We start from the raw sequence: 15,379 nt of genomic DNA, 5'->3' as shown, positions 1-15,379 counted from the left end.
TGTCGGTCAAGGATTCGTTAGCGTCCCGAAGCAACGGAATAGTTTCCCGTGCATACGAGGTTCACCCAGCACGTATTCACGCGGGAGGACCCATTTCCATGACCCACACCACGCCCGACCACACCACCAGGGAAGCGGGCGGGGCCGTAGTCCCGGTGCTCGCCTTCGCGGGCATCGTGGTCGCCGTGATGCAGACCCTGCTCGTGCCGGTCATCAAGGACCTGCCGCAACTGCTCGGCACCGCGCCGAGCAACGCGACCTGGGTCCTCACCTCCACCCTGCTCTCCGGCGCCGTCGCCACCCCGATCATGGGCCGCCTCGGCGACCTGTACGGCAAGCGCCGGATGCTGGTCCTCAGCCTGTCCGTGATGGTGGTCGGCGCGCTGGTCAGCGCGGTCACCAGCCAGTTGCTCCTGATGATCGTGGGCCGCACCCTCCAGGGCTTCGCCATGGGCGCGATCCCGCTGGGCATCGGTCTGATGCGCGACATGCTCCCGCGTGAGCGGCTCGCCTCCGCGATGGCGCTGATGAGCTCCTCGATCGGCGTCGGCGGCGGTCTCGCGCTGCCCGCCGCCGCCCTGGTCGCCCAGCACACCGACTGGCACGCCCTGTTCTACGGCGCCGCCGGCCTGGGCGTGCTCGCCATCGGCCTGACCCTGCTGGCCGTCCCCGAGTCCCCGGCCCGCGCCAAGGGCTCCTTCGACCACCCGGGCGCCGCCGGCCTTTCCGCCGGTCTGGTGCTGCTCCTGCTGCCCATCACCAAGGGCAGCGACTGGGGCTGGTCCTCCGGCACCACCCTCGGCCTCTTCGGTGCCGCGCTCGCCGTGCTGCTGCTGTGGGGCGTGTACGAGCTGCGCGTACCGGCGCCGCTGGTCGACCTGCGCACCACCGCCCGCCGCGAGGTCCTGCTCACCAACCTCGCCTCGATCATGGTCGGCGTCAGCTTCTACGTCGTCTCGCTGGTCCTTCCCCAGCTGCTCCAGCTCCCCACCGCCACCGGCTACGGCCTCGGCCAGTCGATGGTGGTCGCCGGTCTGTGCGTGGCCCCGCTGGGCCTGACCATGATGTTCACCGCCCCGGTCTACGCCCGCCTCTCGGCCCGCTACGGCCCCCGGACGACCCTGATCATCGGCCTGCTGGTCATCGCGGCCGGCTACGCGGGCGGCCTCGGCCTGATGCACGCCGCCTGGCAGACGATCATCACCTCGATGGTCCTCGGCGCCGGCATCGGCCTGGCGTACTCCTCGCTGCCCGCGCTGATCGTGGGCGCGGTCCCGGCCTCGGAGACGGGTGCCGCCAACGGTCTCAACACCCTGATGCGCTCCATCGGCACCTCGGTCTCCAGCGCCGTCATCGGCATGGTGCTGGCCAACACCGCGCACGACCTGGGCGGCGGGGTCGCGGTGCCGACGATGCACGGCTTCCGGGTCTCCTTCCTGATCGCCACGGCCGCCGTGCTGGTCGGCCTGATCCTCGCGGTGTTCCTGCCGCGCACCCCGCGTCCGGCCGCGCAGCACACCCAGTTGCGGGCCAGCAGCCAGGAGGACGCGGTGCTGGAGCGTGCCGAGGAGGTGCTGCGCGGTTTCCGGGGCCGGGTGCTGGACGCCTCCGGCGCCCCGGTGGCCCGTGCCAAGGTCACGCTGATCGACCGCCGGGGCCGCCAGGCCGGCTCCACGCTCTCCGGCCATGACGGCGGTTACGCCCTCCCGGTGCCGTCCGAGGGGCCGTACGTGCTGGCCGCCCGCGCCGCCGGACACGGCCCGCTGGCCTCGGCGGCGACACACGCCGGGGACGAGCGCCCGGTCGAGCTGGACCTGCCGCTGCCGGGCGAGACCGTCACGGCGTAGCCCCGCGCGATTCCCCCGCCACCGCACCCCCCGTCGCTCCCCGGCGGGGGGTGCGGCAGCATGAGGCGCCGAGAAGGACGTACAGCCGAGAGGAACCTCCATGCCCGCCGCACCCTCCCCCAAGCTCTCGACTCCGGCCGGGCAGGGGGGACCCCCGCCGGAGATCCTGGCCGCGTTCGAGGCCGCGAAGGGGTTCATGCCCGTGGACGAGGGGCTGGCGCTGTACGCGGCGGCGGTGGAGGCCGGGCGGCTCGGGCTGCCGCTGCTGGAGGTGGGCACCTACTGCGGGCGCTCCACCGTGCTGCTCGCGGACGCGGCCCGCGAGGCGGGGGTCACCGCGCTCACCGTCGACCACCACCGGGGCAGCGAGGAGCAGCAGCCGGGCTGGGACTACCACGACCCGGAGACCGTCGACCCCGAGGTCGGCCTGATGGACACCCTCCCCGCCTTCCGCCGCACCCTGCACCGGGCGGGCCTGGAGGACCATGTGATCGCGCTGGTCGGCCGCTCCCCGCAGGTCGCGAAGGTGTGGAACTCCCCCGTCGCGCTGGTGTTCGTCGACGGCGGCCACACCGACGAGCACGCGAACGCCGACTACGCGGGCTGGGCCCCGCACCTCGCGCCCGGCGGCCTGCTGGTCATCCACGACGTGTTCCCGGAGCCGGAGGACGAGTTCACCGGCCAGGCGCCCTACCGCGTGTACCTGCGGGCGCTGGCGTCGGGCGCGTTCACCGAGGTCTCGGCGACGGGCTCGCTGCGGGTGCTGAAGCGCACCGGGGACGGTATCTGACGAGCCGTCAGGGCTGCGCGGGCCGGCCCGGTCCTGTCCGTTAGGGTGGCTGCGTGTCGTACGAAGGCCCGGAAGACGAAGCCCCCCAGCCGCGCTCCCGGCGCGCGCTGACCATCACGTTCGCCGCGCTGGTACCGGTGGCCCTGCTCGGCTGGCTGGGCTGGTCGGCACTCGGCGAGGAGCCGGACCGCCCGGCGGCCGCCGCGAGCCCGTCGGTGTCCGCGGCGCCGGGCGGCACGAGCAGCCCCTCGCCGAGTGCGGGCTCGCTCGCCGGGAAGGTCGTCGTCATCGACCCCGGCCACAACACCGGCAACTTCCGGCACACGGCCGAGATCAACAAGCAGGTCGACATCGGCACCGGCAAGAAGGAGTGCGACACCACCGGCACCGCCACCAACGCCGGTTACCCGGAGGCCGAGTTCACGCTCGACCTCGCCCACCGGCTGCGAGCGCTGCTGGAGAGGCAGGGCGCCACGGTCGAGCTGACCCACGACGGCGACCGCGAGTGGGGGCCGTGCGTGGACGAGCGGGCCCGGATCGGCAACACCGCCCACGCGGACGCGGCGATCTCGCTGCACGCGGACGGTTCGGCCGAGGGCAGCCGGGGCTTCCACGTGATCATGCCGGGCGCGGTGCACGCGGGCGCCGCGGACACCCGGCCGATCGTGGCCCCCTCCAAGAAGCTGGGTGCGCGGGTCGCGGGCGGCTACCGCCGCACCACCGGCGAACCCTTCTCCAACTACCTGGGCGACGGCACCGGGATGGTCACGCGCACGGACCTCGGCGGTCTCAATCTGTCAACGGTTCCGAAGGTGTTCATCGAGTGCGGGAACATGCGGGACAAGTCCGATGTGGCCCTGCTGACCAGCGGTCCCTGGCGGCAGAAGGCCGCGCAGGGGATCTCTGAGGGAATCGTGAGTTTCCTGCACGAGTCGTGACCGCCGGGCGAAACCGTCCGCACAGCGGATCACGCGGACGGTACTGTCTACCGACGACGAGACGACCTACGAAGGACCTGATGAAGTGAATATCCGATCCCTCACCAGAGGCGACGGCGTGGTGATCGGAGCGGCGCTACTGCTGCTCATCGCGTCGTTCTTCGACAACTTTTCGTACGACGACCTTCCCGGCGACGTCGACATGCCGAACCTCTGGGAGAGCGGCCCGGTCCTGCTCAGCGTCGTCCTGGCAGGTCTGATCGCCGCCGGGCTCGTCGTCGCCGCCCGCGCCCTGCCGCAGCCCCGCAAGGTCGCCGGTCTCGAACTCGGTGCCTTCGGCGTGGCGTTCGCGGTGTTCGCCGCGTGGAGCGCGCTGGGCAATGTGATCGACCCGGTCGGCGGCCTGGACAACATCACCGCCGGCTCCAAGTCGCCGAGCGCGGGCACCGGTCTGATCCTCGCGCTGGTCGCCACGCTGATCCTGGCGGGCGCCGCCGTCGCCACCCCGCTCGTCCCGGCGCTCCAGGCCCCGCTGATCCCGGCACCCAAGCCGGCCGCCCCGCAGCCCTACGGCGCGCAGCCGCCGCCCCAGGGTTACGGCTACCCCGGCGCCCCGGCCGCGTCCTTCGGCGGCCAGCCGCAGCAGCCCCAGGCGTTCGGCCAGGGCGCCCCGCAGGGCGCTCCGGCCCCGCAGCAGCAGGCGCCCGCACCCGACTTCTCGCCCTTCTGGTTCGCCGTCCCGGTGACCCGTCCGCTGTTCGCGGAGGACGGCTCGCCGAGCCCGGTCGCCGAACTGGCCCCCGGCACCTGGTACCTGGCGGTCGAGCAGCGCGGTGCCGCGCTGCTCGCGCAGACCCAGGACGGCCGTCGCGGCGTCCTCCAGGACACCTCGGGCATCCAGCGCGGCTGAGCCCCGCAACCGTCGTACGCGGCCCCCCGCCCCTTCCGGGCGGGGGGCCGCAGCCGTGTCAGCCCTTGGAGAGGTCCGAGGAGGACGGCACGTGGTCCGTGACCGGTGCGCCCGCGCTCGCACCCGCGCTCTTCACCTTGTTGATGGTGTCCTCGAACGCGCCCATCGCGTCCGTGTCGCCGCTGCGCAGCTTGGGCGGCAGGCTCTTCAGGCTCTCGATGCCCGCGGTGAGCGGGGCCAGCGCCTTGGTCAGGGTGGGGTCGCCCTGCGCGTTGTTCTGGGCGGCCTTGAGCCGGTTGTAGGCGAAGGCACCGGCGAGGCCGGCCTTGAGGAGGGCCACCTTGCGGCCGTCGGCGCCCTTCTTGAAGGTGCCGGCCCGCCAGGGCTTCACGATCCACTGGTAGGTCGCCCCGGCCGCGAGGCCCGCATTGGCGACGAACCGGGTCTTGGCGAGCTTCTGGCGTTCGGCGGAGGTACTGGGGCTCGGGGAGGCCGCGGCGGGGGCCCTGGTGCTGGTCTTGTGGTCACTGCCGCAGGCGGCGGTACCGGCCAGCAGGGCGCAGCACAGGATGAGCGCCACCCAGGTGCGGCGCAATGGAACGGGCACGCGGTCCTCCGGACGTGATTCCCCGAGCGGGTGTCTCTGGTCCGAAGCCTTGCCCGCCCTCCCGGCCGCCGCCAGCCGGGAGGCCCGTACGGGTCGTCGGGCCCGCTATTACGGGCCTGTGGCCGGTTTCAGGGGGCGTCCGGCGGCAATTCGAACACCATGTCTCGATACCACTCAGGCACCAACCAGGCCGGCCGTGTCATCGCCGTCGTAGCGGACGTGATGGCCCTCATCCTCGGTCTGTGGATCTTGATGTACCTGTTGGACGCGAACCGGGGCAACACCCTGGTCGAGTTCGTCCATGACACGGCCTCCTGGCTGGCCGGCTGGTCCCACGACCTGTTCACCTTCGACGAGGCGTGGGCCCGGGTCGTCGCCGGCTACGGACTGGCCGCCGTGGTCTACCTGTTCATCGGCCACGCCATCGCCGGCCGCATGCACCGCTGACGCCGGACGCCGGACCCGAGGGGCCCCCGCTAGTCGCAGCAGTCGGGGTCCAGGCCGCGGGGCAGCCGGTCGCCGCCGAAGACGGCGCCGGTCGCGTCGTGGCCGCCGAGGGCGGCGACCGCGAGCAGCAGCGAGCCGGCGGTCCAACTGGTCAGCTCCCGCGGCCAGATGGCGTCGTCGTCGAAGACGTAACCGGTCCAGTACAGGCCGGACTCGTCGTCGCGCAGGTGCTGGATGGACTGGAGTATCTCCAGCGCCCGGTCGGACTCGCCCATCACCCAGAGGGCCAGGGCGAGTTCGCAGGACTCGCCGCCGGTCACCCACGGGTTGGGCACGACGCAGCGCACGCCCAGGCCGGGCACGACGAAGCGGTCCCACCCGTCCTCGACGCGCTCCTTTGCCTCGGCGCCGGTGACGGCGCCGCCGAGCACCGGGTAGTACCAATCCATCGAGTACTGGTTCTTGTCAAGGAACCGCTCGGGGTGCCTGCGGATCGCGTGCCGCAGCGCGCCCACCGCCAACTCCCAGTCGGGCTGCGGTTCTTCGCGCTGCTCGGCGATGGCGAGCGCACAGCGCAGGGCGTGGTGGACGGAGGAGCTGCCGGTGAGCAGGGCGTCCGTGGTGGGGGTGCCGTCCTCGGCGCACCGCCAGCCGATCTGGCCGCCGGGCTGCTGGAGCCGGAGCACCCACTCGACGGCCGCGTACACGGTGGGCCACATCCGGTCCAGGAACGTGTCGTCCCCGGTGGACAGGTAGTGGTGCCAGACGCCGACGGCTATGTAGGCGACGAAGTTGGACTCGCGGGCGCGGTCGGTGACGTCGTCGTGGGCGCCGTCGGCGTAGGCGGCGTACCAGGAACCGTCCTCGTTCTGGTGGTCGGCGAGCCAGCGGTAGGCGCGCTCGGCGGCCGCGTGCTCCCCGGCCGCGTCGAGGGCCATGGCGGCCTCGGTGTGGTCCCACGGGTCGAGGTGGTGGCCGCGGAACCAGGGGATCGCGCCGTCGGGGCGCTGCACCGCGAGGATGCCCCGGACGGTGTCGGCGGCCTGCTCGGCGGTGAGGACCCCGGTCAGCACCAGGTGGTCGGTCCGGGGCGTGGTCACGGGGCGTCCGTCCCGGCCTCGTCGAGGCGGGGCAGGTGCGGCTTGGTGGCGTAGGCGACGAAGCTCTTGCCGATCAGCGGGTTGAGCGCCTGCTCGGCCACACGGGTGGCCAGCGGCTTCTTCATGATGTCCCAGACCAGCAGCTTGTGGTACGCCCGCACCGGCAGCGCCTTGTCGTTGTCGACGCCGAAGGCGCACTTGAGCCACCAGTACGGCGAGTGCAGGGCGTGCGCGTGGTGGGTGCCGTACGGCTTGAGGCCGGCGCCGCGCATCTTGGCGAGGAGTTCCTCGGCGCGGTAGATGCGGATGTGGCCGCCCTCGACCTCGTGGTAGGCGTCGGAGAGCGCCCAGCAGACCTTCTCGGGACCGTACCGGGGCACGGTGACGGCTATCCGGCCGCCGGGCCTGAGGACGCGGACCATCTCGGCGAGGACGCCCTTGTCGTCGGGGATGTGCTCCATCACCTCGGAGATGATGACGACGTCGAAGGACTCGTCGGGGAAGGGCAGCGCGAGCGCGTCGCCCTCCATCGCCGTGGCGGTGGCGCCCTCGGGGGCCTCGCCGGCCTCCTTCATCGCCGCGAACCACTTGGCGACCTCGCGGATCTCCTCCGCGTTCTGGTCGAGGGCCACGACGCGGGCGCCGCGCCGGTAGCACTCGAAGGCGTGCCGGCCGGCCCCGCAGCCGAGGTCCAGGACACGGTCGCCGGGGGCGAGCGGGAACCGGGAGAAGTCGACGGTCAGCACGTGGCCCTGCTTTCGGAGGAGCTTTCGGAAGGTGCCGCGGCACTCGCCGCGACGGCGACGGGGCGGCCGGGGACGGCTGCGGGAAGTGGTCTGACGCCCGGGCGGGCCCGGTCGATCTCCTCGCGGTAGCGGGCCACGGTGCCCTCGGCCGCGCGGGCCCAGGTGAAGCGGGCGAGCACCCGCTCGCGGCCGGCCGCGCCGAGCCGGGCGCGCAGTTCCCGGTCGCCGAGCAGCCGGGTGAGGGCGGCGGCGAGCGCGCCCGCGTCGCCGGGGGGTACGGCCAGGCAGGTCTCGCCGTCGGTCCCGGCGACCTCGGGAATCGCGCCCCCGGTGGTGGCGACCAGCGGGGTGGCGGTGGCCATGGCCTCGGCGGCGGGCAGCGAGAACCCCTCGTACAGCGAGGGCACACAGGCGACTTCGGCGGAACGGATCAGGTCGACCAGCTCGGTATCGGAGATGCCCTTGACGAACTCGACGGCGTCCTCCAGGCCGTACCGCTCGATCGCCTGGGCGACCGGTCCCTCCTCGGGGCGCTTGCCGACGACGACGAGGTGGGCGTGCGGCTGTTCGGCGCGCACCTTGGCGAGGGCCTCGACCAGGAACACCAGGCCCTTGAGGGGCACGTCGGCGCTGGAGGTGGTGACGATCCGGCCCGGCACCTCGGGCACGGCCGGACTGGGCGCGAACAGGGTGGTGTCGGCGCCGATGTGGACGACGTGCACCCGGTCCTGACGTACGCCGAGGTGGTCGACGATCTCCTGGCGGGAGCTGCCGGAGACGGTGAGCACGGAGGGCAGCCGGCGGGCGACGCGCTTCTGCATCCGGGTGAAGGCGTACCAGCGGCGCACCGAGAGGCGGCGCTTGAGGTCTTCGGCGGCGTCGAGTTCGAGCTGCCGGTCGACGGTTATGGGGTGGTGGATGGTGGTGACCAGGGGGGCGCCGAGGTCCCCGAGCAAGCCGTAGCCGAGCGTCTGGTTGTCGTGGACGACGTCGAACTCACCCTTCCGGGCGCGCAGTTGACGTCCGGCTCGCAGGGAGAAGGTGAGCGGCTCGGGGAAGCCGCCGGTCCACATCGTGGCGACCTCGAGCGCGTCGACCCAGTCCCGGTATTCGCCTCGCCCGGGGGTGCGGAAGGGGTCGGGCTGGCGGTAGAGGTCGAGGCTGGGCAGCTCGGTGAGGCTCAACCGGCCCGCGTAGTCGTCGTGTTCGTCGAGCACGGGGTAGGGCTGGGAGCCGATGACCTCCACCCGGTGGCCCAGGCGGGCGAGTTCCCGGGAGAGGTGGCGGACGTAGACGCCCTGGCCGCCGCAGAACGGATTGCCCTTGTAGGTGAGGAGCGCGATACGGAGCGGTCGCTCGCCGTCGGCGGCGGTGCCCGGGGGAGCCGCCTGACTGGCCTCAGCGGTCACTCTGGGCCCCCTTCTGCCTGCACGGTCCCGCGAGACTACGACGGGACGACAATCCGGAACAACTTTCGGACTTGATCATCCGAGAGGCTCTGAATCTACCGGCAGGTAGGGGCGCTGTGAGCAGTGGATCAGGTGATTCACGCCACGACCGGCGGCTTTGCGGCCCCCGGTAAAGTGGCCGGGTCGTCATACACCTGTACGGGGGGAAGCCGGTGCGATTCCGGCGCTGACCCGCAACCGTCATCCGGCGCCCCCTGGGCCCGGTGAGCCGGAACGCCCCGACGGGAGGTTGACCGGCTCACGTGCGGGGCGCTGTGCCCCGCACGGCACCGTCGAGGCATACGGGGCCGGGCCGCCGGGGTGGTTCCCGTGCGCGTCGGGCCCTCGCAGGAGAGGCAGTCGCCGACCATGAACGTCCGCCGCAGTGCCGCGGCTCTCGCCGCCATAGGCGTGCTGGCCGCAGCCGCGCCCGCCACGGCCGCCCCGTCCCCGAAGGTGACGGTCCCGGCCGGGCTGTTCGGCAAGGGCGACCCCACGTACGACGGCGTCTGGCGCCAGTCCCTCGCCCTGCTCGCGCAGCACACCGCCGGTGAGAAGCCCGCGGACCAGGCCGTGAAGTGGCTGACCGGCCAGCAGTGCGCCGACGGCGGCTTCGCCTCCTTCCGCGCCGACACCGGCGCCGCGTGCGGCGGCAAGGGCGCGCAGGCCGACACCAACAGCACGGCCGCCGCCGTCCAGGCGCTCGCCGCGCTCGGCGGGCACGACGACGTGACCGGCAAGGCCGTCACCTGGCTGAAGGCCCAGCAGAACAAGGACGGCGGCTGGGGCTACTCCCCCGGCGGCCCGAGCGACACCAACTCCACCTCCGTCGTGGTGGGCGCGCTGGCCGCCGCCGGTGAGAAGCCGGCCGAGCTGCGCGGCAAGGGGAAGACCCCGGATCAGGCGCTGGCCTCGCTGGCCGTGCCCTGTGCCCAGAAGGGCGGCGGGGCGCTCGCCTTCCAGCCGGACAAGAAGGGCAAGCTGGAGGCCAACGCGGACGCCACGGCCGCCGGCGTGCTCGGCGCGCTCGGCAAGGGCTTCGTCGTGGCGCCCGGCAAGGCCCGCGACAAGGCCCCCGCCTGCGCCTCGGACGGCAAGGCGACCCCGGCCCGCCTGGCCGACAACGCCTCCGCCCATCTCATCGGCGCCGTCTCCAAGTCGGGCCACCTGATGTCCGCGATGCCCGGCGCCGAGAACCAGCCCGACTTCGGCAACACCGCCGACACCGTGGTGGCGCTGGCCGCCGACGGCTGGACGAAGCAGGCGAAGGCCCCGTACGCCTGGCTGAAGAAGAACGCCGCGAAGTGGGCGCAGCAGAGCGGCCCCGCCGCCTACGCCCAGCTCATCCTGAGCGCGCACGCGGTCGGCGCCGACCCGCACGACTTCGGCGGGACCGACCTGGTCCGCGCCCTGGACAAGCTGGGCCCGGCCCCGGCGAAGCAGGCCGCCGCGCCGGAGAAGAAGGCCACCGAGAAGTCCGGCAACAGCGTGTGGTGGATCATCGGCGTGGGCCTGGTCGCCGGTATCGGCGTCGGCTTCCTGTTCAGCGGCCGGAAGAAGAACCGCCCGTGACCTCGGTCCGCCGTGCCGCGGCCGTGCTGGTCGCGGCCCTCCTCGTCCTCACCGCCGCCGCCGGGGCGCGGGCCGCCGGATACCGGTACTGGTCCTTCTGGGACCGTTCCGGCGACCGGTGGACGTACGCCACCCAGGGTCCGGCCTCCGAGCGCCCCGACGACGGCTCGGTGCGGGGCTTCCGGTTCGCGGTCAGCGCGGACTCCTCGGACGCGGACCGGCCGCGCGGCGCGGCGGACTTCGGCACGATCTGCGCGCGGACGCCCGCGAAGGCGGGCACCAAGCGGGTCGCGCTCGTTCTCGACTTCGGCACCAGGGCCGACGCTCCCTCCGGGGAGAGCCCGCCCGCCACGCGTACGGTCTGCGCCCGCGTCTCTCCGGACGCCAGCACCGCCGAGGCCCTGGCCGGGACCGCCAAGCCGCTTCGCTACGACAGCAACGCCCTGCTGTGCGCCATCGCCGGTTACCCGGCGCGGGGGTGCGGGGAGCAGGTCGCGGCGGACGAGAAGCCGTCCGACAAGGCAGCCCCGAAGGACGACGGCCCCTCCCTCGGTCTCCCCCTCGGCATAGGCGTCGTCGCCGTGCTCGGCGGGGCGGCGTTCTGGCAGGCGCGGCGGCGCCGGGATGCCTGACACCGGCGTCCGCGCCGCCCGTACCACCGTGCCCGTCCGCAGCCGGACACGCTTCGAACTGCACCCCGGCGCCTGGTGGTTGTGGTCACTCGGACTCGGCACCGCCGCCACCCGCACCACCAACCCGCTGCTGCTCGCCCTGCTGACGGCGGTGGCGGGCCATGTGGTGGCGGTCCACCGCTCCAGCGCGCCGTGGGCCCGCTCGTACACGGCGTTCGCCAAGCTGGCCGTCGCCGTGCTGCTGATCCGGCTGGCGTTCACGGCCGTGCTCGGCTCGCCGGTGCCGGGTACGCATGTGCTGTTCACCCTGCCCGAGATCCCGCTGCCCGCCTGGGCGCAGGGCATCCGGCTGGGCGGGCCGGTGTCGGCGGAGGCGCTGCTGTTCTCCGGCTACAACGGCCTGAAACTGGCGGCCCTCCTGGTCTGTGTCGGCGCCGCGAACGCCCTGGCCAGCCCGGCCAAGCTGCTCAAGTCGCTGCCGGGCGCGCTGTACGAGGCGGGGGTGGCGGTGGTGGTCGCGCTGACCTTCGCCCCGCATCTCATCGCCGATGTGCAGCGACTGCGCGCCGCCCGTCGTCTCCGGGGGCGCCCGGACCGGGGGCTGCGGGGGCTCTTCCAGGTCGGACTGCCGGTACTGGAGGGCGCGTTGGAGCGCTCGGTCGCGCTGGCCGCCGCGATGGACGCCCGCGGCTACGGCCGTACCGCCGAGGTGCCCGCGCCGGTGCGCCGTACCACGACCGCGCTCACCCTGGGCGGCCTGCTCGGGGTGTGCGCGGGCACGTACGGGCTGCTCACCGCCGAGGGCGGGGTGTACGGGATGCCGGTGCTGCTCGCCGGGGCGCTGGCCGCGCTCGCCGGGCTGCGCCTGGGCGGCCGGCGCTCGCCGCGCACCCGGTACCGGCCGGCGCCGTGGGGGGTGCGGGCGTGGCTGGTCGCGGGGTCGGGCGCGGCCGTCGCCGCGCTGCTCGCGCTGGCCTCCGTACGCGATCCGGGCGCGCTGCACCCCGGTGTCGTCCCGCTGGCGGCACCCGCGCTGCCGCTGTGGCCGGCCGCCGCCATCCTGCTGGGCCTGCTGCCCGTGCTCGTCGTACCCCAGGACCGCAAGGAGCCGTCGTGATCCGCTTCGAGGACGTCGCCGTCACGTACGACGGGGCGGCCGGACCGACCGTCCGGGGCGTGGACTTCGAGGTGCCCGAGGGTGAACTCGTGCTGCTCGTCGGCCCGTCGGGGGTGGGCAAGTCGACGATCCTTAACGCGGTCAGCGGGCTGGTCCCGCACTTCACCGGGGGCACCCTGCGCGGCCGGGTCACGGTGGCGGGGCGGGACACCCGCACTCACAAGCCGCGCGAACTGGCCGACGTGGTCGGCACGGTGGGCCAGGACCCGCTCGCGCACTTCGTCACCGACACCGTGGAGGATGAACTCGCCTACGGCATGGAGTCCTTGGGGCTGGCTCCGGAGGTGATGCGGCGCCGGGTGGAGGAGACGCTCGACCTGCTGGGCCTCGCCGATCTGCGGGACCGTTCCATCGGCACCCTGTCCGGCGGGCAGCGCCAGCGGGTCGCCATCGGCTCGGTGCTCACCCCGCACCCCCGCGTACTGGTCCTGGACGAGCCGACCTCGGCGCTGGACCCGGCCGCGGCGGAGGAGGTCCTCGCGGTCCTGCAACGCCTGGTGCACGACCTGGGCACCACGGTCCTCATGGCGGAGCACCGGCTGGAGCGGGTCGTCCAGTACGCCGACCAGGTCGTGCTGCTGCCCGCCCCCGGCGCTCCCCCGGTCCTCGGCGCCCCGGCCGACATGATGGCCGTCTCCCCGGTGATCCCGCCGGTGGTCGAGCTGGGCCGGCTGGCCGGCTGGAGCCCGCTGCCGCTGACCGTCCGGGACGCGCGGCGCAGGGCGGGGCCGCTGCGGGAGAGCCTCGCCGGTGCCGTGCCGGAGTCCCCCGGTCTCCCCCAGGTCACCGCCGTCCCGTCCCGCCGCCGTTTCCGGCGCTCCTCCCCCGCCGAGCCGCGGGTCGCCGAGGTGCGGGACCTCGCCGTACGGCGCGGCCGGGTCGACGCGCTGCGGGGCGTCGACCTGACCGTCGGTCCAGGCGAGACCGTCGCCCTCATGGGCCGCAACGGCGCCGGGAAGTCCACGCTGCTCGGCTCCCTGGTCGGGCTCGTCGCGCCCACCTCCGGTTCCGTCCTGGCCGGTGGGGCCGCCCCGCACCGGCTGAGGCCCGCCGAACTGGTGCGCCGGGTCGGCCTGGTGCCGCAGGAGCCGCGCGATCTGCTGTACGCCGACACGGTGGGCGCCGAGTGCGTCGCCGCCGACAAGGACGCGGACGCCGCGCCCGGCACCTGCCGGGCCCTGGTGTCGGAGCTGCTGCCGGGCATCACCGACGACACCCACCCCCGCGACCTCTCCGAGGGCCAGCGTCTCGCCCTCGCGCTCGCCGTCGTCCTGACGGCACGCCCTCCGCTGCTCCTGCTGGACGAGCCGACGCGCGGCCTGGACTACGCGGCCAAGGCCCGCCTGGTCGCCGTGCTGCGCGGACTGGCGGCGGAGGGGCACGCCCTGGTGCTGGCCACGCACGACGTGGAGCTGGCCGCCGAGATCGCGCACCGGGTGGTGCTGCTGGCGGACGGCGAGGTGATAGCGGACGGCGCCACGGCCGACATCGTGGTGTCCTCGCCCTCCTTCGCGCCCCAGGTCACCAAGATCCTGGCCCCGCAGCCCTGGCTGACGGTGTCCGAGGTACGGAAGGCGCTGGCATGACGTCTCCCGCCGTACGGGCCGTCCGGCTCGGCCCCCGTTCCGTCGCCGCGCTCGTGCTGGTCGGCGCGGTGGGGGTGGCCGCGTTCGGGTGGCCGTTCCTCGCGCCGCCGGACTCGCAGGTCAGCGCGCATGCCGAGGACGCGCCCTGGCTGTTCGCCGGGCTGCTGGTGCTGCTGGTCGCGGTGGTGGCGGCGACCATCTCGGAGTCGGGGCTCGGTCCCAAGGCCGTCGCCATGCTCGGGGTGCTCGCGGCGACCGGAGCGGCCCTGCGGCCGATCGGCGCGGGTACGGCGGGCATCGAGCCGATGTTCTTCCTGCTGGTGCTCAGCGGGCGGGTGCTCGGGCCCGGCTTCGGGTTCGTGCTCGGCTCGGTGACGATGTTCGCGTCCGCGCTGCTGACCGGCGGGGTCGGGCCGTGGATGCCGTTCCAGATGCTGGCGATGGGCTGGTTCACCATGGGCGCGGGCCTGCTGCCGGGCGCCGCCCGCCTGCGCGGCCGTTCCGAGTCGGCGATGCTCGCCTGCTACGGCTTTCTCGCGGCCTTCGCCTACGGCACGGTCATGAACCTGGCCGGCTGGCCGTTCATGGGAACCATGGCGTCGAACATCTCCTTCGACCCGCATGCGGCGGTGCCCGCCAACCTGGCCCGCTTCCTCGCCTACTGCCTGGCCACCTCCATGGGCTGGGACCTGGGCCGGGCCCTCTGCACGGTCGTCCTCACCCTGGCCCTCGGCCCGGCCGTGCTGCGCGCCCTGCGCCGGGCCACCCGGCGGGCCGCCTTCGAGACGCCGGTCACCTTCGACGCACCCGGTGCGTGAGGCAGCCCATATGACCGACGTCACCTACGACCTCGAATCGTAGACCGTTACGCCCGTTATGCACCTTCTTGCAACCCCTCTGACCTGGACTTTGAGAGCCAGGTCACACATGAGGGCATCCTTGGCGATCCGGCCACAACTAGTAAAAGGGGGTATTGCGGACGTTTCGGAAGCTTGGTTCTCTGGAGGCCGTCGCCAGGCGCCACGGTCCTCACGGGCCGCGGCGCCGACGCCTGCGGCCACCACGCGGAGCGTGCTGGAACGCGAACGGCGACCCATCGTCCCCCACGTAAGAGGTTTTCGTGTCGTTCTCCGCCATCCGCCGCATCGTCTCCCCGAAGAAGGCCGTCACCGTGGCCGCCCTGGCCGCCGGTGTCGCCGGTGTCGCCCTCGGCACCGCCCCCGCCCAGGCCGCGACCAACCCGGCGCCGTCCTCGGCGCAGTCCGTCGCGCACCGGATGATCCCGGACGCCGCGCAGTACAACGCGTTCAGCAAGATCGTCGAGCACGAGAGCGGCTGGAACGTCTCCGCCAAGAACAGCTCCTCCGGCGCGTACGGCCTGGTGCAGGCCCTTCCCGCCTCCAAGATGTCCTCGGCCGGTTCCGACTGGAAGACCAACCCCGCCACCCAGATCAAGTGGGGCCTGGACTACATGAACTCCCGCTACGGCAGCCCCGCCCAGGCGTGGAACTTCTGGCAGGCCAACGGCTGGTACTGAGCCGTCCCCGCCTGCGGGCCGTTCCCCCGCACCGGGCCATCC

15 protein-coding genes are annotated in these 15,379 nt (G+C 73.5%); 11 read left to right on the top strand and 4 right to left on the bottom strand.

Annotated features, from left to right (window positions below; translation table 11 throughout):
• The first annotated feature begins 98 nt into the window (after positions 1-98).
• From E5082_RS06430 to E5082_RS06415, 4 genes are all read left to right on the top strand, one after another.
• On the top strand, positions 99-1,847 hold the full coding sequence (locus tag E5082_RS06430; protein WP_135790304.1) for an MFS transporter: 1,749 nt from the start codon (positions 99-101) through the stop codon (positions 1,845-1,847).
• A gap of 100 nt (positions 1,848-1,947) precedes the next feature.
• The gene (locus tag E5082_RS06425) at positions 1,948-2,637 is read left to right on the top strand and encodes a class I SAM-dependent methyltransferase (RefSeq protein WP_135790303.1); all 690 of its coding nucleotides are present in this window, start codon (positions 1,948-1,950) and stop codon (positions 2,635-2,637) included.
• A 53-nt stretch (positions 2,638-2,690) separates the two neighbouring features.
• Positions 2,691-3,575 (top strand): N-acetylmuramoyl-L-alanine amidase, encoded by an 885-nt coding sequence (locus tag E5082_RS06420; protein WP_135790302.1) that lies wholly within the window; start codon positions 2,691-2,693, stop codon positions 3,573-3,575.
• Between the two features lie 85 nt (positions 3,576-3,660).
• The gene (locus E5082_RS06415; RefSeq protein ID WP_135790301.1) at positions 3,661-4,485 is read left to right on the top strand and encodes a DUF5336 domain-containing protein; all 825 of its coding nucleotides are present in this window, start codon (positions 3,661-3,663) and stop codon (positions 4,483-4,485) included.
• 58 nt (positions 4,486-4,543) lie between these two features.
• Here E5082_RS06415 and E5082_RS06410 read toward each other — a convergent pair whose 3' ends face one another.
• Positions 4,544-5,092, bottom strand: a complete 549-nt coding sequence (locus tag E5082_RS06410) for a hypothetical protein (RefSeq protein WP_135790300.1) — start codon at positions 5,090-5,092, stop codon at positions 4,544-4,546.
• A 159-nt stretch (positions 5,093-5,251) separates the two neighbouring features.
• Here E5082_RS06410 and E5082_RS06405 point away from each other — a divergent pair, with 159 nt between their 5' ends.
• On the top strand, positions 5,252-5,539 hold the full coding sequence (locus E5082_RS06405) for a hypothetical protein (RefSeq protein WP_086695702.1): 288 nt from the start codon (positions 5,252-5,254) through the stop codon (positions 5,537-5,539).
• Between the two features lie 29 nt (positions 5,540-5,568).
• Here the strand turns inward: E5082_RS06405 and E5082_RS06400 are convergent, their stop codons facing one another.
• Genes E5082_RS06400 through E5082_RS06390 form a run of 3 tightly spaced genes read right to left on the bottom strand, consistent with a single transcriptional unit; the run spans position 5,569 to position 8,794 of the window.
• Complete coding sequence (locus E5082_RS06400; protein ID WP_135790299.1) at positions 5,569-6,639, bottom strand: prenyltransferase/squalene oxidase repeat-containing protein; 1,071 nt, start codon at positions 6,637-6,639, stop codon at positions 5,569-5,571.
• On the bottom strand, positions 6,636-7,385 hold the full coding sequence (locus E5082_RS06395) for a class I SAM-dependent methyltransferase (RefSeq protein WP_135790298.1): 750 nt from the start codon (positions 7,383-7,385) through the stop codon (positions 6,636-6,638). Before E5082_RS06395 ends, E5082_RS06400 begins: the two co-directional genes overlap by 4 nt.
• Complete coding sequence (locus E5082_RS06390; RefSeq protein ID WP_135790297.1) at positions 7,379-8,794, bottom strand: glycosyltransferase family 4 protein; 1,416 nt, start codon at positions 8,792-8,794, stop codon at positions 7,379-7,381. The genes E5082_RS06395 and E5082_RS06390 overlap by 7 nt, the downstream gene beginning before the upstream one ends.
• A 408-nt stretch (positions 8,795-9,202) precedes the next feature.
• On the opposite strand from E5082_RS06390, the gene E5082_RS06385 reads away from it, so the two are divergent.
• The 6 genes from E5082_RS06385 to E5082_RS06360 all read left to right on the top strand — a co-directional run bounded on the left by E5082_RS06385 (position 9,203) and on the right by E5082_RS06360 (position 15,337).
• The gene (locus tag E5082_RS06385; protein ID WP_135790703.1) at positions 9,203-10,405 is read left to right on the top strand and encodes an SCO2321 family membrane protein; all 1,203 of its coding nucleotides are present in this window, start codon (positions 9,203-9,205) and stop codon (positions 10,403-10,405) included.
• Positions 10,402-11,037, top strand: a complete 636-nt coding sequence (locus E5082_RS06380) for an SCO2322 family protein (RefSeq protein ID WP_135790296.1) — start codon at positions 10,402-10,404, stop codon at positions 11,035-11,037. Before E5082_RS06385 ends, E5082_RS06380 begins: the two co-directional genes overlap by 4 nt.
• Positions 11,030-12,154 carry an energy-coupling factor transporter transmembrane component T gene (locus tag E5082_RS06375; RefSeq protein ID WP_135790295.1) on the top strand — a complete coding sequence of 375 codons (1,125 nt, stop codon included), beginning with the start codon at positions 11,030-11,032 and terminating at the stop codon, positions 12,152-12,154. Before E5082_RS06380 ends, E5082_RS06375 begins: the two co-directional genes overlap by 8 nt.
• Entirely contained in the window at positions 12,151-13,800 is a 1,650-nt protein-coding gene (locus E5082_RS06370; protein WP_135790294.1) for an ABC transporter ATP-binding protein, read from the top strand. The genes E5082_RS06375 and E5082_RS06370 overlap by 4 nt, the downstream gene beginning before the upstream one ends.
• Positions 13,797-14,618: an ECF transporter S component gene (locus E5082_RS06365; RefSeq protein ID WP_135790293.1), complete on the top strand. Its 822-nt coding sequence runs from the start codon at positions 13,797-13,799 to the stop codon at positions 14,616-14,618. Before E5082_RS06370 ends, E5082_RS06365 begins: the two co-directional genes overlap by 4 nt.
• 302 nt (positions 14,619-14,920) lie before the next feature.
• The gene (locus E5082_RS06360) at positions 14,921-15,337 is read left to right on the top strand and encodes an aggregation-promoting factor C-terminal-like domain-containing protein (protein WP_135790292.1); all 417 of its coding nucleotides are present in this window, start codon (positions 14,921-14,923) and stop codon (positions 15,335-15,337) included.
• Positions 15,338-15,379: the final 42 nt, after the last annotated feature.

The organism is Streptomyces griseoluteus (assembly GCF_004784465.1).
Taxonomy (GTDB): Bacteria; Actinomycetota; Actinomycetes; order Streptomycetales; family Streptomycetaceae; genus Streptomyces; species Streptomyces griseoluteus.
The sequence above is the reverse complement of the archived record's forward strand: the minus strand, read 5'-3'. Positions and strand labels throughout refer to the sequence as shown.